The organism is Streptomyces piniterrae (genome assembly GCF_005048155.1).
Taxonomy (GTDB): Bacteria; Actinomycetota; Actinomycetes; order Streptomycetales; family Streptomycetaceae; genus Streptomyces; species Streptomyces piniterrae.
The window spans coordinates 11,477-36,774 of record NZ_SUMB01000006.1 but is presented as its reverse complement, the minus strand read 5'-3'; the positions used below and the strand labels follow the sequence as shown (position 1 = coordinate 36,774).

Sequence of the window (25,298 nt, the reverse complement as noted above, 5' to 3'; positions counted from 1 at the left end):
GCCAACAAGCGTTGACCAACGCGTGTTGGCATTGGAGGCAGCCATGAAGGCCGCGAACCGCAAGCCCAGCACCACCGTCCCGACCACCGACCCGACGACCGGCCCGTCAACCGATCGCGCGACTGGTCCTGCGGCCGGCCCGGCGAGCGATCCGACGACCGATCCGGCGACCGGCTCCGAGATCAGCCGCAGCGATGTCATCGTCGTCGGCGCAGGACCGACCGGACTGCTGCTCGCCGGCGACCTCGCCGAGGCCGGCCTCGACGTCACGCTCCTGGAGCGCCGCCCCCACACGACCAGCAACCTCACCCGCGCCCTGGTCGTGCACGCCCGAACCTTGGAGCAGCTGGACGCCCGTGGCCTCGCCGATGAACTCGTCGCCGGCGGATATCCGCTCACCCGTCTCCGCCTCTTCGGGAGCGCCACCCTCGACCCGAGCAGGCTTCCGTCCCGCTTCCCGTTCGTGCTGGTCACCCCGCAGTTCGAGGTCGAGCGGCTGCTGGAGCGCCGGGCCCGGCAGGCCGGGGTCACCTTCCGGTACGAGTCAGAGGTGCTCGGCCTGCAGCAGGACGGGGACGGCGTGACGGTGCGCGTCCGCGAGGCCGACGGCGTCCACCGCGCCCGCGCCGCCTACCTCGTCGGCACCGACGGGGTCCGCAGCACCATCCGCGAGACCCTGGGTCTCCCCTTCCCTGGCAAGTCCGCGCTCCGCTCGCTGGTCCTCGCCGACGTCCGGCTGGCCCAGGAACCCGACAGCCCCTTCACCGTCAACGCCACCACGGACGCGTTCGCCGTGATCGCCCCGTTCGGTGACGGCTGGTACCGCGTCATCGGCTGGAACCGCCGCCGCCAGGCCGCCGACGACGTGCCCGCCGACCTGGACGAGGTCCGCGAGCTGGCCCGCCTCGCCCTCGGCAGCGACTACGGCATGCACGACGCCCGCTGGATCTCCCGCTTCCACAGCGACGAACGGCAGGTGCCCGACTACCGCGTGGGCCGTGTCTTCCTCGCCGGCGACGCCGCCCATGTCCACTCCCCGGCCGGCGGCATGGGCATGAACACGGGGCTGCAGGACGCCGCCAACCTCAGCTGGAAGCTCGCCGCGGTGCTCCAGGGCCATGCCCCCGCCGGCCTGCTGGACAGCTACCAGGCCGAGCGCCACCCCGTCGGCAAGCTTGTGCTGCGCCTCAGCGGCACCATCCTCCGGGTGGGCCTGCTGCACCGTGCTCCGGGGCGCGCCGCCCGTGCGCTGGCCGCCGGGCTCATCAACCGGCTGCGGCCGCTGTCCGGCCGTGCGATCCGCACTGTCTCCGGCCTCGCCATCAGCTATCCCGCCGAGCGCGGCGCCCACCCGCTCGCCGGCCGCCGAGCGCCCGACGTCCGCCTGGCCGACGGCAGCCGCCTCTACGAACTCCTGCGCCAGGGCAAGTTCGTCCTTATCACTCCCGTCGGCGACACCGGCGATCCTCAGCCCTCGGCCGACCGTGTCGTGTGCGCCTCCTGGACAGGCGGGCGGCGTACCGCACTGCTCGTACGGCCCGACGGCTATATCGCCTGGGCTACCGACGCCACCGCCCCGGCGGAGCGCGCCGCTGGAATACGCACCGCCCTCACGCGCTGGACCGGCGCTGTGGCAGAGCCCGAGGGCTCCATACGCACGGCCTCGCCCGCCTCCGTCATTCCGTGAGGACATGCCGCAGATACGCCCGCGGGTCGCTGAGATACCGACGCCAGTGGTCGACGAGGCCCAGCTCCGCCCACTTCGCGGACCGCATGCCGTGTTCGCCGACCTCGACGATCTCGGCGCCGGGCAGGGCCGTCAGCAGCGGGGAGTGCGTGGCACAGATGATCTGCGCTCCACAGCTCCCCAACTCGTCCATCAACCCGACCAGTTCCAGGCAGGAGGAGAAGGACAGTGCCGCCTCCGGCTCGTCCAGCACATAAAGCCCTCGCTGGGAGAACCGCTCGCGGAAGGCCAACAGAAAGCCTTCCCCATGGCTCATGGCATCGGGATGCTGCGAGAGCTTCCTGGCCCCCCACTCTCCGCCCAGCGCCTCCAACGCCGTCTCGGCCCGCAGGAAGAAGCCCCGCCGGCGGGTCCGCGGCCCGCGCACCATCGCCCGCCCCTCGCGCGTGGGGTCGAACCGCATCAAGCCGCCGAGCAGCGAGGACTCCCGCGAGCTGGCGTATTTGTAGCCCGCCGAGCCGCCGTACGAATCCAGCCCGAAACCCTCCGCCAGGGCCTCGGCCAGCGTCGACTTCCCCGAGCCGTTCTCCCCCACCAGGAAGGTGACCGGCGCGCGGAAGGTGAGCCCCTCCTCGGCCAGCTGGCGCACGCACGGCACGGTCCAGGGCCAGCCGTCCTCGGCCGTCCCCTCTCCCTCCGGAAGGTCTACGTATGCGCGTTCGATGAGCATGCCCTCGAAGCTCTCACATGCCACCGACACCCGCCCTTCCCCTGACGGGCGGAGCCCCACCTGGACGGCCTCCTACGCTGGTCCGCATGCTGATCGCCCGCTCCGTCGCTCTCTTCGTGCTCGCCGCCCTGTTCGAGATCGGCGGTGCCTGGCTCGTCTGGCAGGGAGTCCGCGAGCACAGGGGCTGGGTCTGGATCGGCGCCGGAGTGATCGCCCTGGGTGTCTACGGCTTCGTCGCCACCCTCCAGCCGGACGCCGACTTCGGCCGCATCCTCGCCGCGTACGGCGGGGTCTTCGTCGCCGGCTCGTTGGCCTGGGGCATGGTCGCGGACGGCTACCGGCCCGACCGGTGGGATGTCATCGGGGCGCTGATCTGCCTGGCCGGTGTGGCGGTGATCATGTACGTCCCGAGAGCCCGCTGACCGCTCCGCTGCATATCCTGGCCACGCGGCACGCAGGACGCAGTACGCCGCACGCTGGACGGAGCCTGCACGTCACGCACGACGCAGCACGCTCCACGGACGCCATACACGCGACACGCAGCCGCACCCGCACCACGCACACAGGCCCCGCCGCACACGCCATATTCGCCGCACGCCACAGGCACGAGGAGAGTCCCCATGACCGCCGATGCCCCCATCGCCGACGTCCCCACCGCCGTCGTCACCGGAGCGAGCAGCGGCATCGGCGCCGCCACCGCGCGGCAACTGGCCGCCGCCGGATTCCGCGTCATCCTCACCGCCCGCCGCAAGGACCGCATCGAGGCGCTCGCCGCCGAGCTGCCGCACGCCGAGGCGTACGCACTCGATGTCACCGACCGGGCCGCCGTCGACGCCTTCGCGGCCGGCCTCGACCGCTGCGATGTCCTCATCAACAACGCCGGCGGCGCCTTCGGAGCGGAAACGGTGGCCACCGGCGATCCCGCGGACTGGCGCGCGATGTACGAGGTCAATGTGCTCGGTGTGCTGCACGCGACCCAGGCGCTGCTGCCCGCACTGACCGCCTCCGGTGACGGCACCGTTGTCGTGCTCTCCTCCACCGCCGGCCACAGCACCTACGAGGGCGGTGGCGGCTATGTCGCCGCCAAGCACGGCGCCCATGTCATCGCCGAGACGCTCCGCCTGGAGCTGTGCGGCCAACCCGTGCGGATCATCGAGGTCGCCCCGGGCATGGTGAAGACCGACGAGTTCGCCACCACCCGCTTCCGCGGCGACACGGCGAAGGCCGCCAAGGTCTACGAGGGCGTCGCCGAGCCGCTCAGTGCGGACGACGTCGCCGACACCATCGCCTGGGCCGTCACCCGCCCCTCGCACGTCAATATCGACCTCCTGGTGGTCCGCCCCCGTGCCCAGGCCTCCAACAGCAAGGTCCACCGCACCACTTGAGGCCGGTGAGGGGCCCCGCCCCTCCGGCCGCCACCCCTCCGATACGGAGTCCAGGCACACCCTTCACCCGGTGTGCGGGCCCCGTGTCCCCGGCCGCGGTACTCGCGGCAGCGGACCCCTGGCATCCAAGACGCACCCGGAACCACCCGCGGCCCATGACAAATGCCAGCCCGCCGGACCAGCCCGCCCACCAGCACCGCCAGTCCCGCCAAGACCCGGCACGCCACGCCGCCAGGCCCGCCAACCCCGAAGCCGGCAAGGACGCTTCCGCCGCCCCGGACGCCGCCACGCGCCGCCCGGTAGCTGATCCCGTCCGCCGCGGTGATCCTCCTCGTCACGGCCCGGGCGCTCAGCGTCCACGTACCGCCCGACCTGCACACCAGCCGCCCCCGCCCCCCCCCGCAGCGAACCAGCATCCCCGCCTCTATTCATCGCCCTGGGGCCGAGCAACCAGGCGACGCTCTGGAGCTCGTCTCGATGGCGGCGCGCGCCGACCGCTGCCGGCCTCCCCGTAGCCACTTGACCCTCCCCTTACGTCAGGCTCCACGCTGAAATGCGAGCACCGAAAGTGCTCCCGCAGCGTGGAGTTCAGGCGTGAGGTCCCGCGTGGAGCCGATGGGGCCGAGGAGGTTGATGGGTGGCGTGCAGCGGCCCTCCGACAATCCGGACGTACCTCCCCCGCATGGCGGAGGCACTTCCTGCTTCCGAAGGATCCGGCTGCCCCACGTACCGCGGCAAGGTACTGATGCGGATACGCATCGACCTCACACAAGACAAAACCTCATACGAGACGACGCATGACACAACGGGGAGGCCGTCGATATGGCCAAGGAGCAGTCCGAGGTTGACCTCGATGCGCTTGAGGAGGTCGCGCGAGAGCTCACCGAAGTCCTCAGGGATATGGGCGGGCCGAACGGAAAGGCCGACAACAACACCTACCTCCCGCAGGGAGCCCTGGGGTGGAATTTCTTCGAGGCGGACGAACTCTACGCAGCCCATGACGAAATGAAGGCATTCATTTCGACGGACATCCTCGCCCTGATCACAGAACTTGTCGATGATTTCCGCAAGAAGTCTCGTCAAGTGAAGGAAGCCTACGAAGAGGCCGAACTCAAAAACAACATGAAGTAGTGCGGTTCGGTGAGTGTTCGACCGATGGACAGCAAGCGTGTGGACGTGTGGACGTATGGGGGCCAGTAGATGACGACGCCGAGAGGTAAGGGTGGGAGCGGCCGGGGGTACACAGACCTCACCCTGCAAACAAAGTTCAACACCTTCCGGGCGCCCGAGCTCAGAGAAATGGTGGAGAATTCGAAGCCCGACCTGGTCAGGGAGATTGCCCAGAACTGGCAGGACGTCCACGACGAGCTGGTGGGCAAGGACGAAGATGGCGGGATCAAGAAGCGGTTCGATGAAGCCGTCGCCAAGGTGATGAAGTCATGGCACGGTAAGTCCGCCGACAGGTTCCATTTCGAAGCACAGAAGATCAGCAACAACTTCAGGAAGGGCGCGCCGTACGCGGAGGACATTGCGGGAGCCATGGGGGGCGCCGCGGACGCCCTACAGAAGGTGAAGGATGCGATATACGAGATCGATTGGAAGGAAGATAACAACCAGGTTATCGAGAAGGCGATCCAGGATGATCTGGCGAAGGGAGGCGACGGCAACGTAAAGGGTCATCCACTCGTGAACGAAATGATGGGCAACCCGACCGCAGTCGACGCCTTCCTGGAGGTACAGGCGGATCTGGCCAGTGGTCACAGCACTGAGGCCGTGCTCCAGAAATGGGATGGCGTCCACGGGGACTGGGGTCTGCCCAAATTCAAGAGGCAGGAACTCGAAGCCGCGATCGCCATGGAGAAACTGGGGACCTCGTACAAGCAGAGCACGGCCAGGCTCCAGAAACCCGCGCCGACGAAGGACGACGAGATCCCGGAAAGGCAGCCGCCCGGCCCGCTGGGCGGAGTCCCGAAAGGTTTGGCTCCCGGAACACCCGGACCGAGCGGCCTCTCCCCGCGGCCCGCGGGCGGGGTCAAAATGCCGTCCGGCACACATGGCCCGGGCTATTCCTCTCCCGACTTGCCCACCACGCCCCACTCGGCCGGCATCGCCGGCGGCGCCGGCGTCCCCAAGCCGGATTCCCAGATCGGAACCGGCCTCGAGGGCTACACCGGAGGGACCGGAGGACCAGGCACCGGTGGACTCGGAGGCGGTGGCGGCGGCCTCGGCGGTGGTTCCGTACCCTCCGGCGCCGGTGGCCACGGAGGCGGTTCCGGAGGAGCGCCGGGAGTGCCCGGTATGCCGAACGGTATGGGCGGCGGTCTTGCCACCCGAGGCGGCCCCGGCGCCGGCGGAGTCGGCGCGCCCGGCAGCCGTGGCGGAACAAGCGCAGGTCGTACGGGAGCAGGCAGCCCGCGCCCAGGTACGCCACGTTCGGGTATGCCCGGCGTGGGCGGTGCTGCCGGAGGAGCCGCAGGCGCAGCGCGTGGCGCCGGAGGCGCGCGGGGCACGGGCCTTACCCGTCAGCGTGGCGGGACTGTCGGCGCTCCCGGAGGCGCCGGGACCGGCGGTGTCGCACAGGGCGGATCCGGACTGCACCGCAGCCGCGGCGGCACCCAGGCGGGCAAGGCCGGCGGCGCCCGGAGCGCGGGGACGATGGGCGCGCCCGGAGCGCCCGGAACTCGCGGCGGCAAGGGAAACCAGGGGCAACGCGGCGCCGACAGCCGTCGCCCCGACTACCTCCTGGAGGACGAGGAGACGTGGACGCCGCGGCGCAACGTGGCTCCGCGCGTCATCGAGTAGGTTCGCGCGTCAGCGATTAGGTGCGGTTCACGCGGTCCACGTGCCCACGGACGGACCGGTGCGCCCCAACGGCGCACCGAGTCCGGGGGTGCCGCCCGGGCCCGGGGGGGCGTCGCCCCCGCCGCCGTCCCCCACCGAGCCGACTCCAGCTCCGACCTTTCCAACCTTTCCAACATTTCCGACCTACCGAACTCTCCGACCCTGTCGATCAAACGCAGCGCCAGGCACACGACAATCCGGCCACGAGCACCACCCGCCGCAAGCAGCGCCCGACCACACGCATCACCCGCCATGCGCAGCGCCAGCCACACACAGCACGCGCCATACGCACCGCCCACCGCACACAAGGCCAGGCCACGCGCGCGACCCGCCACGCGCGGCGCCAACCACCCGCACCACCCGCCACACGCACCACCCACCGCACGCAGCGCCAGGGCCTCAGCCCTTCACGCACACCACCTGCTTGAGCTTGGCGACCACCGCCACGAGGTCCCGCTGCTGATCGATGACCTGCTCGATCGGCTTGTACGCGCCCGGGATCTCGTCCACGACGCCGGAGTCCTTACGGCACTCAACGCCCCGCGTCTGCTCCTCCAGGTCCCGCGTGGAGAAACGCTTCTTCGCGGCGTTGCGGCTCATCTTCCGGCCCGCGCCATGCGACGCGGAGTTGAAGCTCGCGGCATTCCCCAGGCCACGGACGATGTACGAGCCGGTGCCCATCGAGCCCGGAATGATGCCGTACTCGCCGGCACCCGCCCGGATCGCGCCCTTACGGGTCACCAGCAGGTCCATCCCCTCGTACCGCTCCTCCGCCACATAGTTGTGGTGGCACGAGATCACCGGCTCGAACGTCGGCCTGGCCTTCTTGAACTCCTTGCGGACGACGTCCTGGAAGAGCGCCATCATGATCGCGCGGTTGTGCTTCGCGTACTCCTGCGCCCAGAAAAGATCGTTGCGGTACGCGGCCATGGGCGGGGTGTCCGCGATGAAGACGGCGAGGTCGCGGTCGACCAGCCCCTGATTGTGCGGCAGCTTCTGCGCCTGGCTCATGTGGAACTCGGCCAGTTCCTTGCCGATGTTCCGGGAGCCGGAGTGCAGCATCAGCCACACGGCACCCGTCTCGTCCAGGCAGAACTCGACGAAGTGGTTGCCCGAGCCCAGCGTTCCCATCTGCTTCGTGGCCCGCTCATGACGGAATTTGACCGCGTCGGCCACCCCGTCGAACCGCGCCCAGAAGTCGTCCCAGCCCCCCGTCGGGAAGCCGTGCATCCGGCCCGGGTCCACCGGCGAGTCATGCATCCCCCGGCCCACCGGGATCGCCTGCTCGATCTTGGAGCGGAGCCGGGACAGATCGCCGGGAAGATCATTGGCGGTCAGCGAGGTCTTCACCGCGCTCATCCCGCAGCCGATGTCGACACCGACCGCCGCCGGGCAGACCGCGCCATGCATCGCGATCACCGAGCCGACCGTGGCCCCCTTGCCGTAGTGCACATCCGGCATCACGGCCAGACCCTTGATCCACGGCAGCGTGGCGACATTGCGCAGCTGCCGCATCGCGACGTCCTCGACCGTGGTCGGATCCGTCCACATCCGGATCGGTACCTGTGCACCGGGCACTTCGGTGTACGACATATCTTCCTCATTCCCCCGAAAAGACATAAAACGCAAAAGCTGGACAACACATTAGATCTTGGACGGTGAACCGGCGTTTGCGGCAAGACGTGCGGTACACATTGTGTCCATCGGCCGCTGACCGGCGGCAACCACATTTCCTGGGGAAGGAGCCGCGAACGATGCCGCGCAAGTCGTTCGTACCCGGTGCCGCACTGGTGGCCGCCGCGGCGCTGGCCGCCGGCCTCACCGGCTGCACCGGCGGCTCCGCCACCGACGGTGGCGCCGCCGATGCCAAGGGCGGCGACGCCACCTCGTCGAGCTCGGCCGCCCAGCCGGGCCGGTACCAGACGCTCCCGGAAGCCTGCGGGCTGCCCGCGCCCTCCACCGTGCGCGGCATGCTGCCCGGCGACGGCGAGCGGCCGTCGGCCTCCGAGGCCGAGAAGATCTACGGCGGCCAGGCCGATGTCACCTACGACACGGACCGGCGCGTCGGCTGCCGCTGGAAGCGCGAGACCACGGCCGGCACCCGCCATCTCTCGCTCGACATCCAGCGGGTGGTCTCCTACGACTCCGCCGTCAGCGACGACGACAAGGCGCAGGAGATCTACGGGAACAAGGAGCTGGCCGCGGAAATACCGTCCGGCGGCCCCTCCTCGCCCGCCTCGTCGTCGCCGTCCGCGCCCAAGGACGCACCCAAGGACAAGGAGAGCGGCAAGGGTGGCGACAAGGGCACGGGCAAGGACGGCGAGCAGACACCGGACGGCGACGGCAGCGGGTCGGCGAACCCCTCCGGGGCACCCGACGGCACACCCGATGGTGCATCCGAAGGCGCGAGCCTGGACCCCGGCGGCTCCACCGCGCCGCGCGTCCTGGACGGCCTCGGTGACGCGGCCTTCCTGAACGACAAACTCGCGACCGCGGACTCCGGTGTGCACCGCGACATCACTGTGGTCTTCCGCACGTCGAATGTGATCGTCACGATCACCTACGACCAGTGGTCGGCGGACAAGACGATGTTGCCGGACAGCCAGGAACTGCAGGACAAGGCCCGTTCGCTGGCCGGAGAGCTGGCGGAGAGCCTCAACGAATAATCCGGATGGCGCGGATTGCGGCGATTGCAGCCTTCATCGCCATCCGCCCGATTCGCCCGTCTCTCAAACGGCACGAATCGACCACCGGCCTCGCTCCGCCACGTACCGTGCCTCTAGCCCTGCCCCGTACGTCCCCGTAAAACGGGGCACGGTCACCCCGTCGACGAACAGCGAAGGAACCATGCACCGTTCAGCCAAGCGACTCGCCAGCCTTCTCGCCTGCGCCGCCGTACCGGTGATGCTCGTCGCCGGCTGCTCCGGCTCGGACTCCGACAGCTCCGGTGACTCCTCCGACGCGCCCAGCAAGACGGGCAGCGCGTCTCCGACCGTGGCACCGGCGAAGTACAAGAAGCTGCCGGCCCCGTGTGACGTGTTCGCCAAGGACACCATCAAGAAGCTGACGCCCAAGGTGAAGGACGCGTCCGGGAATCAGGGCACGTCCAGCGACAACGCCGCCCACGGCAGCTGCTCCTGGTCCAGCCTGGACGACAAGGGCGTCGACGGCTCCCAGTTCCGCTGGCTGGACGTCGGCTACCAGCGCTACGACTCCGAGCCGGGCATCGGCTCCGGCGAGGAGCGCGCGACGGAGTTCTACGGCAAGCAGGTCACCGCCGCGAAGGGCGCAAAGGGCGCGAAGAAGCTGAAGACGGTCAAGACCTCCGGCATAGGCGACGAGGCGACCGCGATCACGTACGACGTGAAGAAGGACGGCAACGACTTCAAGAACACGACGCTGGTGGTCCGTACCGCCAACATCGTCGTGACGATCAACTACAACGGCGCGGGGCTGGCCGGAGCGGACGACCCGAAGGCGGACAGCCTGCTCAAGGACGCCCAGGCCGCCGCCAAGGAGGCCGCTGCCGCCGCCACCAAGGCGAACGGCTGATTGGCGATCGGCGATCGGCGAACAACCTCGCCGCTGACTGCTCATGCTCACTGCTCACCGAGCGCTGATCGCTGAGCACCAGGCGCTACAAGCGCCCCGGAGGGCCCCACCGACGTACGGTGTGGGCCCTCTTGTCAGAGCCCAATCGTGACCCGGCTCCCTCCATACCGGCACACGCTCGCCCGTACGCATGTGCCAGGCTGTCGCTCGCAACAGACCGACCAGAAGGGGTCTCGGGTGGCCGCGCCACTGAAGCTGACACGCACACACCGGATACTCATCGGAGTGGTGATCACCGGCGCGGTGGTCATCGCCGGCATCGGCTTCGCCGGCTCCTACGCGGCCGTGCGCGAACTGGCCATCAAGAAGGGCTTCGGCGACTTCGCCTATTTCTTCCCCATCGGCATCGACGCGGGCATCTGCGTCCTGCTGTCTCTGGATCTGCTGCTGACCTGGATCCGGATGCCCTTCCCGCTGCTGCGCCAGGCCGCGTGGCTGCTGACGGCCGCCACGATCGCGTTCAATGCCGCGGTGGCGTCCGATCCCCTGGGCATGGGCATGCACGCGGTCATCCCGGTGCTGTTCGTCGTCACCGTCGAGGCCGCCCGGCACGCCGTCGGGCGGATCGCCGACATCACGGCGGACAAGCACATGGAGGGCGTGCGCATCACGCGCTGGCTGCTGTCGCCGGTCCCGACCTTCCTGTTGTGGCGACGGATGAAGCTCTGGGAGCTGCGGTCGTACGACGCGGTGATCAAGCTGGAGCAGGAACGGCTCGTGTACCAGGCACGCCTGCGTTCGCGATTCGGCCGGGGCTGGCGTCGCAAGGCTCCCGTGGAGTCCCTGATGCCCCTGCGGCTCGCCCGGTACGGGGTGCCGCTGGCAGAGACCGCTCCCGCGGGGCTCGCGGCGGCGGGCATCGAACCGCAGCTGCTGCCGGCGACGCAGCAGTCCGTGGCGCCCGCTCTGGAGCCGAAGGCCCAGGAGCCGGCCGAGGAGCTGCCGAGCCAGTGGTTCGCGGCGCCCCAGCAGGTGACGTACCAGGGGGACTACAACCCGAACTACAACCCGAACTACGACCCGAACTTCGTCCCGGAGCAGGAGCATCAGCCCGGGTACGACCAGCACCAGCAGGTGCCGACGACCCACGAGCAGGTCCCGTTCCCGGCGCCGCGCGCGCCGGAGCCCGAACCGGAGTTCCCGGTGCCGACCGGTGCGGGTGGGACGCGCCCGCTCGGCAAGGGCACCCCGGAGGCCGACCCGCAGCCCACTCAGGCCCCGGCCGCGGCCCCGACCGAGGAGGACTTCTACCAGGTGTTCCGGCGCTCCATAGAGGGCGAAGGCATGCCGACACCGGGCGCGTTCGCGGCGAACCTGGAGGCGCAGTACGGGACCCGCCTGCCACCGCGGGACCTGAACCGCTACATGGACCAGTTCAGCAACCGCCTCAACGCGGAGCTGATGGACGACCACATCGCATGACGCGCACGCCGAGTGCCGTGGCAGGCGGACGGTGGATCACGCCGGCGTGACGTGCATGCCGCCCTCGGCCAGGACGTCGAGGGCCGCGGTGAACAGGTCGTAGGGCCGGCCGTCCGCTGTCAGGGTCCGGGACAGGTGCTCGCGTGCGGTCGCCGCGTCCCGCCAGAGCAGGGTTGCGGGGGCGGTGTAGCCGAAGGTGCCGCGCAGGCAGTCGTCGAGGGCGTCCAGACAGCCGCCGAAGTAGCCGCCCGGCCCGTTCACCGCCTCGCCGAGCGCCAGGTAGAGGCCCGGTTCGTCGGTGATGTGCCGGCCGTCGAGTTCGTACGCGTGACCAGCCGGCCGGTCACGGCGGGCACGCCGGCAGGCCCGCTCGCGGACGAGATCGAGCCACGCCCCACGGCGCCGGGTGTCGAGGCCGGCCCAGGCACCCAGGGTGTCCGGCGGCCCGGCGAGCCACCGCTCCCAGATGGGCCGGGCGTATTCGGGAACGGGCACGTAAAGCTCTCCGTCGAGCTCCAGGTCGATCAGATCCGTCCCGTAGGCAGCGTCGGTCGGATCCGTCCCGTAGGCAGCGTCGATCGGATCCGTCCCGTAGGAGGAGTCCGTCAGATCCCTCCCATAGGAGGAGTCGGTCGGATCCGTCCCGCAGGAAGACGGGCGCCAGGCGCTGACCTTGGTCCACAGCCGTCGTTCGGTGAGCGGCTCGCCCTGGTCGTCCCGTATCTCCAGGGCGGCCTCCTCCAGGTCCAGCGCCCGTCGCGTGCCCTTCGTCAGTGCCGCCCGCAGCCGGGCACCCGGGGCGAGCCCCCGCAGGACGAGCGGGGGTGCCACCTGCTCGGGCGGCAGGACGCGGCCGAATTCCCCGCAGGAGCCCAGCCACCGGCGCCCGTCGTGCACCCGGACCGGACCCCGGTGTCCCTCGGGTGGACCGTGGTAGTCGTCCAGGCCGGTGAGCACGAGACCGTCCGTCCCGGGGAACCGCCCCGGGCTCTGCGCGTCCTCCAGCAGCCAGGGCTCCAGTGCCTCGTCGTCCGGCACCAGCCACACCCGGTCGCCGACCCAGCCCCGCACGTCGACGCCGCCTTCCGGGACCCAGCCGAACAGTTCGTACGTCCCGCGCCGGGGCTCCCCGAAGAGCCCGTCCGCCGCGACGCATACGCCCAAGAGCTGGCCTTGCTCGGTCTCCGTGAGCGTGTACCGCCCGTGTCCGCGACGGTCCCTGTTCTCCTGCACGGTGGAAATCATGCCCGCCGGTGATCCTGGCGTCGGCCCTTACGCCGCCCCCCGCGCGGCTATCTCCCGCTGCTTGCGCTTCTTGTCCACGTCGGTCCAGACGCCGAGCGCCGCGCCCGCCGCGAAGATGCCGAGATAGGCGACCGACGGCAGGTCGAACCAGTGGGGCAGCAGACCCCAGGCGCCGTCGAAGAACACCTGGCCGATGAAGCCCATAGCCCCCTGGATCATGACGATGAAGGCAATGAATCCGATGATTGCTCTCATGAATCGAGCATGACGGGCCCGGCCCCGACAGTCGTCATGCCGGGGTCGAACCCGTTCCCCCAATGGCTCATACCGGGGGGCGACCATGTCCTCACCCCTGGGTCGCACGCCCGCCGTCGGGTCCTACGACTCAACGGCAGGGCGCACGGAGGGGCGCACAGAGGGGCGCATGGCGGGGCGCACGGCCGCAGGACGGGCCCGCCACCCCGCATGGCTCATCGGCGCCTGGCAGCCAAGCCGCTCGGCCAGGCAGCTCGGCCAAACAGCTCAGCCGGCCGGCTCAGCCGCCCAGCAGCCGCCGCACCCGCTCCGCACCCACCGCCAGCAGCAGCGTGGGCAGTCGCGGCCCGGTCTCCCGGCTCACCAGCAGCCGGTACAGCAGTGCGAAGAACGCGCGCTGCGCGACCTTCAGCTCCGGCGTCGGCTTGGCGTCCGGTTCGAGGCCCGCCTGGACCTTCGGCACGCCGTAGACCAGCGTGGTCAGGCCGTCCAGCGACCAGTGCTCGTCCAGGCCGTCGAGCAGCAGCCGGATCGACTCGCGCGCCGCCTCGTCCAGCGAGCCCAGCAACTCCTTGTCCGGCTCGTCGCGCACGATCGTGCGCTGCTCGGCCGGCACCTGGGTGGTGATCCAGTACTCGGCCCTGTCCAGCCGCGGCCGGGTCTCGTCGAGCGAGGTGACCGGGTTGTCCGGGTCGAGGTCGCTGAGGATGCGCAGCGTCTGCTCGTCATGGCCGGCGGTGATGTCCATGACGGAGGCCAGCGTGCGGTACGGCAGCGGGCGCGGCGTCTTGGGCAGCCGGCCGGCGGCGGTGCCGACGGCCCGGGAGTAGGCCGCTTCGTCGGCGGGCTGTGCCGTGCCGTCCGCGATCTTGCGCTCCAGGGCGTCCCACTCGTCGTAGAGCCGCTGGATCTCCTGGTCGAAGGCGATCTTGAAGGCCTGGTTGGGCTTGCGGCGGGCGTACAGCCAGCGCAGCAGCGGCGCCTCCATGATCTTCAGCGCGTCGCCCGGGGTGGGCACGCCGCCCTTGGAGGACGACATCTTGGCCATGCCGCTGATGCCGACGAAGGCGTACATGGGGCCGATGGGCTGTGCGCCGTCGAAGACCTCGCGCACGATCTGGCCGCCGACGACGTACGACGAGCCGGGCGAGGAGTGGTCCACGCCGCTCGGCTCGAAGATCACGCCCTCGTAGGCCCAGCGCATCGGCCAGTCGACCTTCCAGACCAGCTTGCCGTGGTCGAACTCGCGCAGCAGGACGGTCTCGGAGTGGCCGCAGGCGGTGCAGGTGTAGGCCATCTCCGTCGACTCGTCGTCGTACGAGGTGACGGTGGTCAGGTCCTTCTCGCAGACCGTGCAGTACGGCTTGTACGGGAAGTAGCCCGCGCCGCCGGCGCTGCCGTCGTCCTCGGTGGCCGCGCCGGAGCCCTCGGCGGCCTCCAACTCGGCCTCGTCGACCGGCTTCTGCTGCTGCTTCTGCTTCTGCTGGTTCGGCTTGCTGCCGGCCTTGTCCTTGGTGCGGTAGCGGTCCAGGACGGCGTCGATCTCCGCGCGGTGCTTCATCGCGTGCAGCACCTGCTCGCGGTAGACGCCGGAGGTGTACTGCTCGGTCTGGCTGATGCCGCGGTACTCGATGCCGAGCTCGGCCAGCGACTCCTCCATGGCGGCCTTGTAGTGCTCGGCCCAGCTGCCGTACGGGCTGCCGGGCGGGGCCGGCACGGAGGTCAGCGGCTTGCCGATGTGCTCCGCCCAGGAGGGGTCGATACCGGCCGGGACCTTGCGGTACCGGTCGTAGTCGTCCCAGGAGAGGATGTGGAGGCACTCGTACCCGCGGCGGCGGATCTCGTCCGCGACCAGGTGCGGGGTCATCACCTCGCGGAGGTTGCCGAGGTGGATCGGGCCGGAGGGGCTCAGACCCGAGGCGCAGACGATCACTGTCCCCGGTGCGGAAGCACCCGATGTCCCCGGTGCGGAAGCACCCGATGTCACTTTGCCGGGGGCGCGGCGCTCCGCCTCGGCAATGACCTCGTCCGCGAACCTGGAGACCCAGTCGGTCTCGGTGCTCTGCTGAGCCACGATCGGCCCTTCCTCTTCCTGAAGCTGTTTCCCGAAGCTTCCGCCAATGAAAGCTGCGCCCTGCGCCCGGTGGCGCCGTCCGGCGTTCAAAAGCCTGACGGTGCCATTCTCCCAGACGACTCCAGGACGGAAATTCAGTGGTAGCCGCGTGGGATACTCGTTGGCAAACCCTTTCCACTCCAACGACTCCCCTCCTTCTGGAAGCGAGCTTCTCTCCATGGCCTCGGTCACTTCCCTCGCAGCTTCGGTCAATCAGCGCGTCGCGGACGCCCTCTCGGCAGCCCTGCCGGAGGCCGGCTCCGCGGACCCGTTGCTGCGACGTAGCGACCGGGCCGATTTCCAGGCGAACGGCATGCTCGCGCTGGCGAAGAAGCTCAAGGGCAACCCGCGCGAGCTGGCCGGCAAGGTGGTCGACGGCCTCGAGGCGCCCGATCTGATCAAGGAGATCGAGGTCTCCGGGCCCGGCTTCCTCAACATCACCCTCACCGACGAGGCGATCATCAAGACGCTCGCCGCGCGCGCCGTCGACGATCGCCTGGGCGTCCCGTACGCCGCGGAATCCGGCACCACGGTGATCGACTTCGCGCAGCCGAACGTCGCCAAGGAGATGCACGTGGGCCATCTCCGGTCGGCGGTGATCGGCGCGGCGATGAGCGAGATCCTGGAGTTCACCGGCGAGAAGGTCATCCGCCGGCACCACATCGGCGACTGGGGCACCCAGTTCGGCATGCTCATCCAGTATCTGATCGAGCACCCGCACGAGCTGGACCACAAGGGCGGCACGGACGTCGAGGTCTCCGGTGAAGAGGCCATCTCCAACCTGAACCGGCTCTACAAGGCGTCGCGTGCCGTCTTCGACTCCGACCCGGAGTTCAAGGAGCGGGCCCGGCAGCGGGTCGTCGAACTCCAGGCGGGCGACGAGGAGACCCGCGCCCTGTGGCAGCGGTTCGTCGACGAGTCGAAGATCTACTTCTACTCGGTCTTCAACAAGCTGGACATGGAGATCCGGGACCCCGACATCGTCGGCGAGTCCGGCTACAACGACATGCTGGCGGAGACCTGCCGGCTCCTGGAGGAGTCCGGTGTCGCGGTCCGCTCCGAGGGTGCGCTCTGCGTCTTCTTCGACGACGTCAAGGGCCCGGACGGCAATCAGGTCCCGCTGATCGTCCAGAAGTCCAACGGCGGCTACGGCTACGCCGCCACGGACCTCTCCGCGATCCGCGACCGGGTCCAGAACCTGGGCGCCGACACCCTGCTGTACGTCGTGGACGTCCGTCAGTCCCTGCACTTCAAGATGGTCTTCGAGACCGCCCGCCGGGCCGGCTGGCTGGGCGACAAGGTCGAGGCGGTGCAGCTCGCGTTCGGCACGGTCCTCGGCAAGGACGGCAAGCCGTTCAAGACCCGTGAGGGCGAGACGGTCCGGCTGGTCGACCTGCTGGACGAGGCGGTGGAGCGGGCCACGACCGTGGTGCGGGAGAAGGCCGGCAAGGTGGGCCTGACCGAGGCGGAGATCGTCGAGAACGGCCAGTACGTCGGCATCGGCGCGGTCAAGTACGCCGACCTGTCGACGTCCGCGGTCCGGGACTACAAGTTCGACCTGGACCAGATGGTCTCCCTGAACGGCGACACGTCCGTCTACCTCCAGTACGCCTACGCCCGTGTCCAGTCGATCCTGCGCAAGGCGGGCGACGCCAAGCCGGTCGCCCACCCCGAGTTGGCGCTGGCCCCGGCCGAGCGGGCGCTCGGCCTGCACCTGGACCAGTTCGCCGAGGTCCTCTCCGAGGTCGCCGCGGCGTACGAGCCGCACAAGCTGGCCGCGTACCTGTACCAGCTGGCGTCGCACCTGACGACCTTCTACGACCACTGCCAGGTGATCAGCGACCAGAACACGACGGAGGTCTTCGAGAACCGTCTGTTCCTGGTCGACCTGACGGCCCGCACGCTGCACAAGGGCATGGCGCTGCTGGGGATCCGGACGCCGGGCCGCCTCTGAGCCCGGAGCTCTGTGAACGTGTGCGACGGGTCCGGCGGCGGACCCGTCGCACACGCCCCGGGCGGCGTCCCGGCGGCTTGTCGCGGCCTCAGCCGGTCGGTACGTCCAGGTAGGACGGCCGGGCCTTGGGCGAGGTGACCGTGATGCCGCCGCCGGAGCCGTTCGCGTCGCCGTAGAGCTGGTCCTTGCCGTCCACGGCCAGCATCAGCCGGTGCCCCTTCGGCACGTCGTACGCGGCCGCCTGGAGCGTGATGTCGGCCGTCACCGGACGCCCTGCCGCGCCGTCCAGTGAGGTGAACGGGGCATGCGTGATGATGTGCCCCTTGCCGCGCTCGTCGACGTCGAAGAGGTAGGCGAAGATCGTCGACCGGGCGGTGGTCGGGGTGTACGTCAGGCGCAGCTTCGGCGCGCCGCGCAGCCGGGTGGTCGACTTCACCGGCTCGCCGGCCCAGACCGCCGCGTGCGCACGGGAGATGGTGTTCGTCCGGTACGACTTCGGGAGGCCGGCCATCTCCTTGAAGCCGGCGACGAAGACGATGCTGCCGGCGGCACTCGCGGTGGTGTCCTCACCGGACGTGAAGGGCATGCGCCAGCCGGTCGACGGCGCGGTGCTCAGCCCGCCGTCCGCGCCCTTGCGCCCCGGCGTGGTCAGGTTCAGCCGCTGCGTGCCCTCCGTGAACGCACCCCAGTTGGGCCGGGTCTCCCGCAGCCACGGCAGGTACTTCCACATCACCTGGCTGTTGACCTGGCCCTCGGTGTCGATGCCGTTGCGCTCGCCCTTGAGGAAGCGGTCGAACCAGCGCTTGGCGTCATCGGCCACGTGGTTGGGCAGACCGCCGAGGCCGGTCATCTCAGGGCCGGCGTGGTCCCCGATGGACATATCGATCCGCTTGGGGCCGGTCAGGCCGTTGAACGTCTTCAGCGACTGGTTCGGGGGAAAGAGCGTCTCGTGCCACGCCTGGGCGTAAAGCACCGGCACCCGCCGCTTGTTGAGCTGCTTGACGTATGTCTGCGGGGAGCGCGCCTTCGCCCAGGCCAGCGCCTGCGGGATGTTGCGGTTGGCGAGGAGGTCCGCGAACTCCTGGCGGGTGCGCGGGCTGAGGCGGGCGCCGGCCGCGATCGTCTTGAGGGCCCGTACGGAGGCGACATGGCGCGTGCGGTTCTCGTAGAACGACTCGCCCAGGTCGCCCCAGGTGCTCAGCGCGGCGACCGCGTCGACCCTGGGGTCGTGGGCGGCGATCAGCTGGCTCAGGCCGGAACCGTACGACAGGCCGGCGAAACCGACCTTGGTGGTGCGGCCCGGCGCGTGCGCGATGAGGTAGTCCAGCGCCTTGGAGCCGTCCTGGACGTCCAGGGGGCCGCCCGCGTCGACCTCGCCCTCCGAGAAGCCGAAGCCGCGGGCCGAGTACGCGAGGACGTTGTAGCCGGCCAGCGCGTACTTCGTCGCCATGACCGAGTAGGTGTGCCAGCCGAACTGCGTCCAGGGGGACGGCAGGACGATCGCGGGGCGGGGGCCGGCGTCCGGGTGGATCCAGGCGGCACCGTCCAGCTTCACGCCGCCGGCGCCGGGGATCTTCACCAGCTGGAAGGGGGCCGCGGCCGATACCGGGGCCGATGGCCGGGCCTCGGCCGACGGCCTCTGCTCGGCGACGGCGGGGCCGGCCATGGATATGGCAAGCGCGGTGGCCGGAACCACCGCGCATCGTGCAATGCGGGAACGTAACACGTCCGAAGTGCTCTTCTCTTCAGGGAAGTTGGGGCGCAGATCCACTGCGCATGATCATGCTGCTCATGATCAAGAATGCGCGCCCCTCGACTCCCCCAAACAGCGTCGCCGAGCCAGATGGGTCACAGCCCCCGCGCGACCTCCGTCGCCCAGTAGGTGAGGATCATGTTCGCGCCGGCCCGCTTGATGCCGGTCAGCGTCTCCAGGATCGCCTTGTCCCGGTCGATCCAGCCCTTCTCCGCGGCCGCCTCGATCATCGCGTACTCACCGGAGATCTGGTACGCGGCGACCGGTACGTCCACCTCGTCCGCGATCTTCGCCAGCACGTCCAGATACGGCAGCGCCGGCTTGACCATGACCATGTCGGCGCCCTCCTCCAGGTCGAGCGCCAGCTCGCGCAGCGACTCGCGGAGGTTCGCCGGGTCCTGCTGGTACGTCTTCCGGTCGCCCTTGAGGGAGGACCCCACCGCCTCGCGGAACGGGCCGTAGAACGCCGACGAGTACTTCGCGGTGTAGGCGAGGATCGAGACGTCCTCGTGGCCGGTCTGGTCCAGCGCGTCCCGGATGACGCCCACCTGGCCGTCCATCATGCCGCTGGGGCCCACCACATGGACGCCCGCATCGGCCTGGACCTGCGCCATCTCGGCGTAGCGCTCCAGCGTCGCGTCGTTGTCGACCCGGCCCCGGTCGTCCAGGACACCGCAGTGGCCGTGGTCGGTGTACTCGTCCAGACACAGGTCGGACATGATCACGAGATCGTCGCCGACCTCGGCCCGTACGTCCCGGATGGCGACCTGGAGGATGCCGTCGGGGTCCGTACCGGCGGTCCCCAGGGCGTCCTTCTTGTCGTCCTCGGGCACGCCGAACAGCATGATCCCGGCGACGCCGGCCGCCACCGCCTCGACGGCTGCCTTGCGCAGCGTGTCGCGGGTGTGCTGGACGACGCCCGGCATGGCGCTGATCGGCACCGGCTCGCCGATGCCCTCCCGGACGAACGCCGGGAGGATCAAGTCGGCCGGGTGCAGCCGGTGTTCGGCGACCATCCGCCGCATGGCGGGGGTGGTACGCAACCGACGCGGCCGGGCTCCGGGGAAGCTTCCGTACTTCGTCATGTCCACCACGCTACGCCCGCCCCGCAGCCTTCTTTGCCAACGCAGCGTCGGCGCCCGCCCGGGTCGGCGTTGTCACGCGACGCGCCCCGCGCCCGGTCAGAGCCGGGCGCGGGGCGCGGAACACGTCGGTGCGTACCGCCGTCAGCTGCGGGCCCGGCGGCGCGATCCGGGCCGCCGCTCGCTGGGCCGGGTGACCGGGTCCCCGGCCTCGATCGCGGCATCGCGCCGCGCCGCCCCGAAGTCCGCGAGCGCCTCGGCCAGCTTGTGCACCGAGGGCTCGGGCGACATGACGTCCACGCGCAGCCCGTGCTCCTCGGCGGTCTTGGCGGTGGCCGGGCCGATACAGGCGATCACGGTCACGTTGTGCGGCTTGCCGGCGATGCCGACGAGGTTCCGCACGGTCGAGGACGATGTGAACAGCACGGCGTCGAAACCGCCGCCCTTGATCGCCTCACGGGTCTCGGCCGGCGGCGGCGAGGCACGCACGGTCCGGTAGGCGGTGACGTCGTCGACCTCCCAGCCCAGCTCGATCAGGCCGGCCACCAGCGTCTCGGTGGCGATGTCGGCGCGCGGCAGGAAGACGCGGTCGATCGGGTCGAAGACCGGGTCGTAGGGCGGCCAGTCCTCCAGGAGTCCGGCGGCGGACTGCTCGCCCGACGGGACGAGATCCGGCTTCACGCCGAAGGCGATCAGGGCCTTGGCGGTCTGCTCGCCGACCGCCGCGACCTTGATGCCGGCGAACGCGCGGGCGTCCAGGCCGTACTCCTCGAACTTCTCCCGGACGGCCTTGACGGCGTTGACCGAGGTGAAGGCGATCCACTCATAGCGGCCGGTGACCAGGCCCTTGACCGCGCGCTCCATCTGCTGCGGGGTACGCGGCGGTTCGACGGCGATCGTCGGGACCTCGTGCGGCACCGCGCCGTAGGAGACGAGCTGGTCGGAGAGCGACGCGGCCTGCTCCTTCGTGCGCGGTACGAGTACCCGCCAGCCGAACAGCGGCTTGGACTCGAACCACGACAGCTGGTCGCGCTGCGCCGCGGCGCTCCGCTCACCGACCACGGCTATGACCGGCTGGCCGCCATCGGGCGACGGCAGCACCTTGGCGGCCTTGAGGACCTGGGCGACCGACCCGAGGGTGGCGGCCCAGGTGCGCTGCCGGGTGGTGGTGCCGGCGACCGTGACGGTCATCGGGGTGTCCGGCTTGCGACCCGCGGACACCAGCTCGCCGGCGGCCGCGGCCACCGAGTCGAGGCTGGTGGACACCACGGCGGTGGCGTCGCTGGCGCCGACCTCGGTCCAGCAGCGGTCGTCCGCGGTGCGCGCGTCGATGAAGCGGACGTCGGTGCCCTGGGCGTCGCGCAGCGGCACACCGGCGTACGCGGGCACACCGACGGCCGCGGCGATGCCGGGCACGACCTCGAAGACGATGCCCTCGGCGGCGCACGCCAGCATCTCCTCGGCGACATAGCCGTCGAGGCCGGGGTCGCCGCTGACCGCACGTACGACCCGCTTGCCCGCACGGGCGGCCGCCATGACAAGATTGGCGGTGTCCCGAAGCGTAGGGATGTCGGCGGGGATTGACGCCTCGTCAGCTGACGCCTGCAGTGGCGTGTCCACCTGTGCGCGCGCATGCACACGCACGACGTCCAGCACCTGTGGGTCGGCGATCAACACGTCCGCCTGGGCCAGCGCCTCCACGGCACGCAGCGTCAGCAGACCCGGGTCTCCCGGGCCGGCACCGAGGAAGGTGACCTGACCGGAGGCGGAGTGGTTTGGGGCGGTGGGGTTCAAAGTGCTCGCTCCCCCATAAGACCGGCCGCACCCTTTGCGAGCATCTCGGCGGCGAGTTCCCGACCCATGTTCAGCGGGGTCGACAGATCGTCGGGAGAGGCGGGTACGTGCCCGGTGGTGGACAGGTGCACCAGCGTGTTGCCGTCGGTCGTGCCGACGACACCGCGCAGATGCAGTTCGGTGAAAGCCTGCTCGTCAGCCTTGGGGCCTCCCCTGCTCGAGCGAAGTCGAGAGCTTGGGGAAAGGTCGGCCAGTGCTCCGACGGGTGCGGAACAGCCGGCCTCCAGGGCGGCGAGCAGGGAACGCTCGGCGGTCACGGCGGCCCGGGTGACCGGGTCGTCGAGCTCGGCGAGCTGAGCGGCGAGGGCTGCGTTGACCGCGGCACACTCGATCGCCAGGGCCCCCTGGCCGGGGGCGGGCAAAACTACGTCGGGCGACAGCAGCTGCGTCGCCACGTCGATCCGGCCGATACGGGAGAGTCCGGCGGCGGCCAGCACGACCGCGTCCAGCTCGCCCTTCTCGACGTATCCGATCCGGGTGTCGATGTTGCCGCGGATCGGTACGGTCTCCACCCGCTTGCCGAGGGCCTTGGCCCAGGCGTTGAGCTGGCACATGCGCCGCGGCGAACCGGTGCCGATCCGGGCGCCGTCGGGAAGCTGCTCGAAGGTCAGCCCGTCCCGGGCGATCAGCGCGTCCCGGGCGTCCTCCCGCTTCGGTACCGCGGCCAGCGCCAGCTCCTCGGGCTGCGCGGTGGGCAGGTCCTTCAGCGAGTGGACGGCGAAGTCGATCTCGCCTGCGAGCAGCGCGTCGCGCAGCGCCGACACGAAGACGCCGCTGCCGCCGATCTGCGCGAGGTGCTCGCGGGAGGTGTCGCCGTAGGTGGTGATCTCCACCAGCTCGACGGGGCGGCCCGTGAGCTCGCGCACCGCCTCGGCGACCTGCCCGGACTGGGACATGGCGAGCCTGCTGCGGCGTGTGCCCAGCCTCAGTGCTCTGTTGGTGCTGTCGTTCATTGCCCGCTCCCGTGCTGTGTGGACCGTACGTCCGCCCGGCTGACGGCGGCGACCGTCTGGGGGTCGAGGTCGAAGAGTTCCCGCAGCGCGTCCGCGTACCCGGCACCGCCGGGCTCGCTCGCCAGCTGCTTGACCCGCACGGTGGGCGCGTGCAGGAGCTTGTCGACGACCCGGCGCACGGTCTGGGTGATCTCGGCGCGCTGCTTGTCGTCCAGGTCGGGGAGGCGGCCGTCGAGCCGGGCGATCTCGCTGGTGACGACGTCCGCTGCCATGGTGCGCAGGGCGACCACGGTGGGGGTGATGTGCGCGGCCCGCTGGGCGGCGCCGAACGCGGCGACCTCTTCGGAGACCAGGGTGCGCACGGCGTCCACGTCGGCGGCCATCGGAGCGTCCGCGGAGGCGTCGGCCAGCGTCTCGATGTCGACGAGGTGCGCGCCCTCGATGCGGTGCACCGCGGCGTCGATGTCGCGCGGCATCGCCAGGTCGAGCAGCGCCAGGGGCGCGTCGCGACCGGTCAGCGCGCTCGCGACCATCTCGCCGCCGAGGACCAGGCCGGTCGCGCCGGTACAGGAGATCACGATGTCGGCGACCGCCAGCTCGTGCTCGACGCAGGTCATCGCCGCCGCGCGGGCGCGCAGCCGGTTGCCGGCACCGGGCCCGCCCGGCTCGGTGAGGATCTGGGTGAGCCGCTCGGCGCGCTCCACGGTGCGGTTGGCGACCGCGAGCTCGCCGATACCGGCCCGTACGAGCGTGGTGGCGGCCAGCGAGGACATCGAACCGGCGCCGATCACCAGGGCCCGCTTGCCCCGGGCCCAGGTGTCGACCTCGGTGCCGCCGGCCAGCTGCTCCAGGCCGAAGGTGACCAGCGACTGGCCGGCCTTGTCGATGCCGGTCTCGCTGTGGGCGCGCTTGCCGACCCGCAGGGCCTGCTGGAACAGGTCGTTCAGCAGCCGCCCCGCGGTGTGCTGCTCCTGGGCGACGGCCAGCGCGTCCTTGATCTGGCCGAGGATCTGGCCCTCGCCGACGACCATCGAGTCCAGGCCGCAGGCCACCGAGAAGAGGTGGTGGACGGCGCGGTCCTCGTAGTGGACGTAGAGGTAGGGGGTGAGCTCCTCCAGGCCGGCGCCGCTGTGGCGGGCCAGGAGCGTGGACAGCTCGGCGACACCGGCGTGGAACTTGTCCACGTCGGCGTAGACCTCGATGCGGTTGCAGGTGGAGAGCACCGCGGCCTCGGCGGCCGGCTCCGCCGACACCGCGTCCTGCAGCAGCTTGCCGCGCGCCTCGGGGGCCAGGGCAGCCCGCTCCAGCACGCTCACCGGCGCACTGCGATGGCTCAGTCCAACGACGAGAAGGCTCATGCCGGCATCACGGCGGGCACATCCCCGTCAGGTCCCTTGCGGTCGGCCGCGGCGGCGGTGGTGCGGGCCACCGGGGCCGGCGGGCCGCTCTCGGGCGTTTCCTCGCCGGCCTTGCGCTGCTCGTGGAAGGCGAGGATCTGCAGCTCTATGGACAGGTCGACCTTCCGTACGTCCACCCCGTCCGGGACGGTCAGCACGGTCGGCGCGAAGTTGAGGATCGAGGTGACACCGGCGGCGACCAGGCGTTCACAGACCTGCTGGGCCGCGCCCGCCGGCGTCGCGATGACACCGATCGAGACGCCGTTGTCCGTGATGATCTGTTCCAGCTCGTCGGTGTGCTGCACCGCGATGCCGGCGACCGGCTTGCCCGCCATGGCCGGGTCGGCGTCGATCAGAGCGGCGACCCGGAAGCCACGGGAGGCGAAGCCGCCGTAGTTGGCGAGCGCGGCGCCGAGGTTACCGATACCGACGATGACAACGGGCCAGTCCTGGGTCAGGCCGAGCTCACGCGAGATCTGGTAGACGAGGTACTCCACGTCGTAGCCGACGCCGCGGGTCCCGTAGGAGCCGAGGTAGGAGAAGTCCTTGCGCAGCTTCGCGGAGTTGACCCCCGCCGCCGCGGCGAGTTCCTCGGAGGAGACCGTGGGAACCGAGCGCTCGGAGAGCGCGGTCAGGGCACGCAGATACAGCGGAAGCCGGGCGACGGTGGCCTCGGGAATGCCTCGGCTTCGGGTCGCCGGTCGGTGAGTTCGGCCAGTTGCCACGGTGCTCCTGCGGGTAGAGCGGGGCTGCGGGCGACCATACGTAACCCGACCGCCCTGTCTCCTGCAGGCTATGTCTTTGTGAACGCGTGCACAAAGATGGTGTCCGTTTTGTCGGCCCAAAGTGACCGGGGTCACGCGGCTTTTACCGGTGTGCGCGGAACCAACTCCCACGTCACACCGTTCACGCGCGCCACGCTGGTATCGCGGTAGCGCAGACGGGAGCACGCGCCCTCACTCCTCACCGCTATACCCCCGGAAACCTACAAATCGCCCACCGATGGTAATCGAAC

General features: G+C 70.3%; 20 protein-coding genes. 9 read left to right on the top strand and 11 right to left on the bottom strand.

The window, feature by feature from the left end; translation table 11 throughout:
- Positions 1 to 43: 43 nt before the first annotated feature.
- Positions 44 to 1,687, top strand: a complete 1,644-nt coding sequence (locus FCH28_RS18605) for an FAD-dependent oxidoreductase (protein WP_136741198.1) — start codon at positions 44 to 46, stop codon at positions 1,685 to 1,687.
- Here the strand turns inward: FCH28_RS18605 and FCH28_RS18600 are convergent.
- Positions 1,677 to 2,417: an AAA family ATPase gene (locus tag FCH28_RS18600; RefSeq protein ID WP_136741490.1), complete on the bottom strand. Its 741-nt coding sequence runs from the start codon at positions 2,415 to 2,417 to the stop codon at positions 1,677 to 1,679. The genes FCH28_RS18605 and FCH28_RS18600 overlap by 11 nt on opposite strands.
- Before the next feature lie 86 nt (positions 2,418 to 2,503).
- Here FCH28_RS18600 and FCH28_RS18595 point away from each other — a divergent pair, with 86 nt between their 5' ends.
- The 4 genes from FCH28_RS18595 to FCH28_RS38160 all read left to right on the top strand — a co-directional run bounded on the left by FCH28_RS18595 (position 2,504) and on the right by FCH28_RS38160 (position 6,604).
- Entirely contained in the window at positions 2,504 to 2,839 is a 336-nt protein-coding gene (locus tag FCH28_RS18595) for a YnfA family protein (RefSeq protein ID WP_136741197.1), read from the top strand.
- 198 nt (positions 2,840 to 3,037) lie between these two features.
- Positions 3,038 to 3,802 carry an SDR family NAD(P)-dependent oxidoreductase gene (locus tag FCH28_RS18590; protein WP_136741196.1) on the top strand — a complete coding sequence of 255 codons (765 nt, stop codon included), beginning with the start codon at positions 3,038 to 3,040 and terminating at the stop codon, positions 3,800 to 3,802.
- Positions 3,803 to 4,624: 822 nt separating this feature from the next.
- On the top strand, positions 4,625 to 4,933 hold the full coding sequence (locus tag FCH28_RS18585) for a hypothetical protein (RefSeq protein WP_136741195.1): 309 nt from the start codon (positions 4,625 to 4,627) through the stop codon (positions 4,931 to 4,933).
- Between the two features lie 168 nt (positions 4,934 to 5,101).
- Positions 5,102 to 6,604, top strand: coding sequence for a hypothetical protein (locus FCH28_RS38160; RefSeq protein WP_169314201.1), 1,503 nt, complete (start codon positions 5,102 to 5,104; stop codon positions 6,602 to 6,604).
- Positions 6,605 to 7,042: 438 nt separating this feature from the next.
- Here the strand turns inward: FCH28_RS38160 and FCH28_RS18570 are convergent, their stop codons facing one another.
- On the bottom strand, positions 7,043 to 8,236 hold the full coding sequence (locus tag FCH28_RS18570) for an RtcB family protein (protein ID WP_136741193.1): 1,194 nt from the start codon (positions 8,234 to 8,236) through the stop codon (positions 7,043 to 7,045).
- A 161-nt stretch (positions 8,237 to 8,397) separates the two neighbouring features.
- On the opposite strand from FCH28_RS18570, the gene FCH28_RS18565 reads away from it, so the two are divergent.
- The 3 genes from FCH28_RS18565 to FCH28_RS18555 all read left to right on the top strand — a co-directional run bounded on the left by FCH28_RS18565 (position 8,398) and on the right by FCH28_RS18555 (position 11,677).
- Positions 8,398 to 9,309 carry a hypothetical protein gene (locus tag FCH28_RS18565; protein ID WP_136741192.1) on the top strand — a complete coding sequence of 304 codons (912 nt, stop codon included), beginning with the start codon at positions 8,398 to 8,400 and terminating at the stop codon, positions 9,307 to 9,309.
- 181 nt (positions 9,310 to 9,490) lie between these two features.
- On the top strand, positions 9,491 to 10,195 hold the full coding sequence (locus FCH28_RS18560; protein ID WP_136741191.1) for a DUF3558 domain-containing protein: 705 nt from the start codon (positions 9,491 to 9,493) through the stop codon (positions 10,193 to 10,195).
- A gap of 237 nt (positions 10,196 to 10,432) precedes the next feature.
- Positions 10,433 to 11,677: a DUF2637 domain-containing protein gene (locus FCH28_RS18555; protein WP_187363869.1), complete on the top strand. Its 1,245-nt coding sequence runs from the start codon at positions 10,433 to 10,435 to the stop codon at positions 11,675 to 11,677.
- 36 nt (positions 11,678 to 11,713) lie between these two features.
- On the opposite strand, the gene FCH28_RS18550 is transcribed toward FCH28_RS18555, so the two are convergent.
- The 3 genes from FCH28_RS18550 to lysS all read right to left on the bottom strand — a co-directional run bounded on the left by FCH28_RS18550 (position 11,714) and on the right by lysS (position 15,251).
- On the bottom strand, positions 11,714 to 12,922 hold the full coding sequence (locus FCH28_RS18550; RefSeq protein ID WP_136741190.1) for a barstar family protein: 1,209 nt from the start codon (positions 12,920 to 12,922) through the stop codon (positions 11,714 to 11,716).
- A gap of 27 nt (positions 12,923 to 12,949) precedes the next feature.
- Positions 12,950 to 13,177 carry a hypothetical protein gene (locus FCH28_RS18545; RefSeq protein ID WP_136741189.1) on the bottom strand — a complete coding sequence of 76 codons (228 nt, stop codon included), beginning with the start codon at positions 13,175 to 13,177 and terminating at the stop codon, positions 12,950 to 12,952.
- Between the two features lie 280 nt (positions 13,178 to 13,457).
- Positions 13,458 to 15,251, bottom strand: coding sequence for a lysine--tRNA ligase (lysS, locus tag FCH28_RS18540; protein WP_136741188.1), 1,794 nt, complete (start codon positions 15,249 to 15,251; stop codon positions 13,458 to 13,460).
- Between the two features lie 217 nt (positions 15,252 to 15,468).
- Here lysS and argS point away from each other — a divergent pair, with 217 nt between their 5' ends.
- Complete coding sequence (gene argS / locus FCH28_RS18535; protein ID WP_136741187.1) at positions 15,469 to 17,244, top strand: arginine--tRNA ligase; 1,776 nt, start codon at positions 15,469 to 15,471, stop codon at positions 17,242 to 17,244.
- 88 nt (positions 17,245 to 17,332) lie between these two features.
- On the opposite strand, the gene FCH28_RS18530 is transcribed toward argS, so the two are convergent.
- The 6 genes from FCH28_RS18530 to FCH28_RS18505 form a co-directional block, all read right to left on the bottom strand.
- Entirely contained in the window at positions 17,333 to 18,910 is a 1,578-nt protein-coding gene (locus FCH28_RS18530; protein WP_136741186.1) for a CocE/NonD family hydrolase, read from the bottom strand.
- Between the two features lie 182 nt (positions 18,911 to 19,092).
- Positions 19,093 to 20,082, bottom strand: coding sequence for a porphobilinogen synthase (gene hemB / locus FCH28_RS18525; protein WP_136741185.1), 990 nt, complete (start codon positions 20,080 to 20,082; stop codon positions 19,093 to 19,095).
- Between the two features lie 141 nt (positions 20,083 to 20,223).
- The gene (locus FCH28_RS18520; protein ID WP_136741184.1) at positions 20,224 to 21,873 is read right to left on the bottom strand and encodes a bifunctional uroporphyrinogen-III C-methyltransferase/uroporphyrinogen-III synthase; all 1,650 of its coding nucleotides are present in this window, start codon (positions 21,871 to 21,873) and stop codon (positions 20,224 to 20,226) included.
- A complete protein-coding gene (hemC, locus tag FCH28_RS18515; RefSeq protein ID WP_136741183.1) occupies positions 21,870 to 22,886 on the bottom strand; it encodes a hydroxymethylbilane synthase in 1,017 nt (338 codons plus the stop codon). The genes FCH28_RS18520 and hemC overlap by 4 nt, the downstream gene beginning before the upstream one ends.
- Positions 22,883 to 24,244, bottom strand: coding sequence for a glutamyl-tRNA reductase (locus FCH28_RS18510; protein ID WP_136741182.1), 1,362 nt, complete (start codon positions 24,242 to 24,244; stop codon positions 22,883 to 22,885). Before FCH28_RS18510 ends, hemC begins: the two co-directional genes overlap by 4 nt.
- Positions 24,241 to 25,008 carry a redox-sensing transcriptional repressor Rex gene (locus FCH28_RS18505; RefSeq protein WP_136741181.1) on the bottom strand — a complete coding sequence of 256 codons (768 nt, stop codon included), beginning with the start codon at positions 25,006 to 25,008 and terminating at the stop codon, positions 24,241 to 24,243. The genes FCH28_RS18510 and FCH28_RS18505 overlap by 4 nt, the downstream gene beginning before the upstream one ends.
- Positions 25,009 to 25,298 lie beyond the last annotated feature (290 nt).

Bases quoted from the DNA above. Each gene is read 5' to 3' on its own strand.
- FCH28_RS18605 (WP_136741198.1), top strand. From the start codon at position 44: ATGAAGGCCGCGAACCGCAAGCCCAGCACCACCGTCCCGACCACCGAC.
- FCH28_RS18600 (WP_136741490.1), bottom strand. From the start codon at position 2,417: ATGCTCATCGAACGCGCATACGTAGACCTTCCGGAGGGAGAGGGGACG.
- FCH28_RS18595 (WP_136741197.1), top strand. From the start codon at position 2,504: ATGCTGATCGCCCGCTCCGTCGCTCTCTTCGTGCTCGCCGCCCTGTTC.
- FCH28_RS18590 (WP_136741196.1), top strand. From the start codon at position 3,038: ATGACCGCCGATGCCCCCATCGCCGACGTCCCCACCGCCGTCGTCACC.
- FCH28_RS18585 (WP_136741195.1), top strand. From the start codon at position 4,625: ATGGCCAAGGAGCAGTCCGAGGTTGACCTCGATGCGCTTGAGGAGGTC.
- FCH28_RS38160 (WP_169314201.1), top strand. From the start codon at position 5,102: ATGGTGGAGAATTCGAAGCCCGACCTGGTCAGGGAGATTGCCCAGAAC.
- FCH28_RS18570 (WP_136741193.1), bottom strand. From the start codon at position 8,236: ATGTCGTACACCGAAGTGCCCGGTGCACAGGTACCGATCCGGATGTGG.
- FCH28_RS18565 (WP_136741192.1), top strand. From the start codon at position 8,398: ATGCCGCGCAAGTCGTTCGTACCCGGTGCCGCACTGGTGGCCGCCGCG.
- FCH28_RS18560 (WP_136741191.1), top strand. From the start codon at position 9,491: ATGCACCGTTCAGCCAAGCGACTCGCCAGCCTTCTCGCCTGCGCCGCC.
- FCH28_RS18550 (WP_136741190.1), bottom strand. From the start codon at position 12,922: ATGATTTCCACCGTGCAGGAGAACAGGGACCGTCGCGGACACGGGCGG.
- FCH28_RS18545 (WP_136741189.1), bottom strand. From the start codon at position 13,177: ATGAGAGCAATCATCGGATTCATTGCCTTCATCGTCATGATCCAGGGG.
- argS (WP_136741187.1), top strand. From the start codon at position 15,469: ATGGCCTCGGTCACTTCCCTCGCAGCTTCGGTCAATCAGCGCGTCGCG.
- FCH28_RS18530 (WP_136741186.1), bottom strand. From the start codon at position 18,910: ATGGCCGGCCCCGCCGTCGCCGAGCAGAGGCCGTCGGCCGAGGCCCGG.
- hemB (WP_136741185.1), bottom strand. From the start codon at position 20,082: ATGACGAAGTACGGAAGCTTCCCCGGAGCCCGGCCGCGTCGGTTGCGT.
- hemC (WP_136741183.1), bottom strand. From the start codon at position 22,886: ATGAACGACAGCACCAACAGAGCACTGAGGCTGGGCACACGCCGCAGC.
- FCH28_RS18510 (WP_136741182.1), bottom strand. From the start codon at position 24,244: ATGAGCCTTCTCGTCGTTGGACTGAGCCATCGCAGTGCGCCGGTGAGC.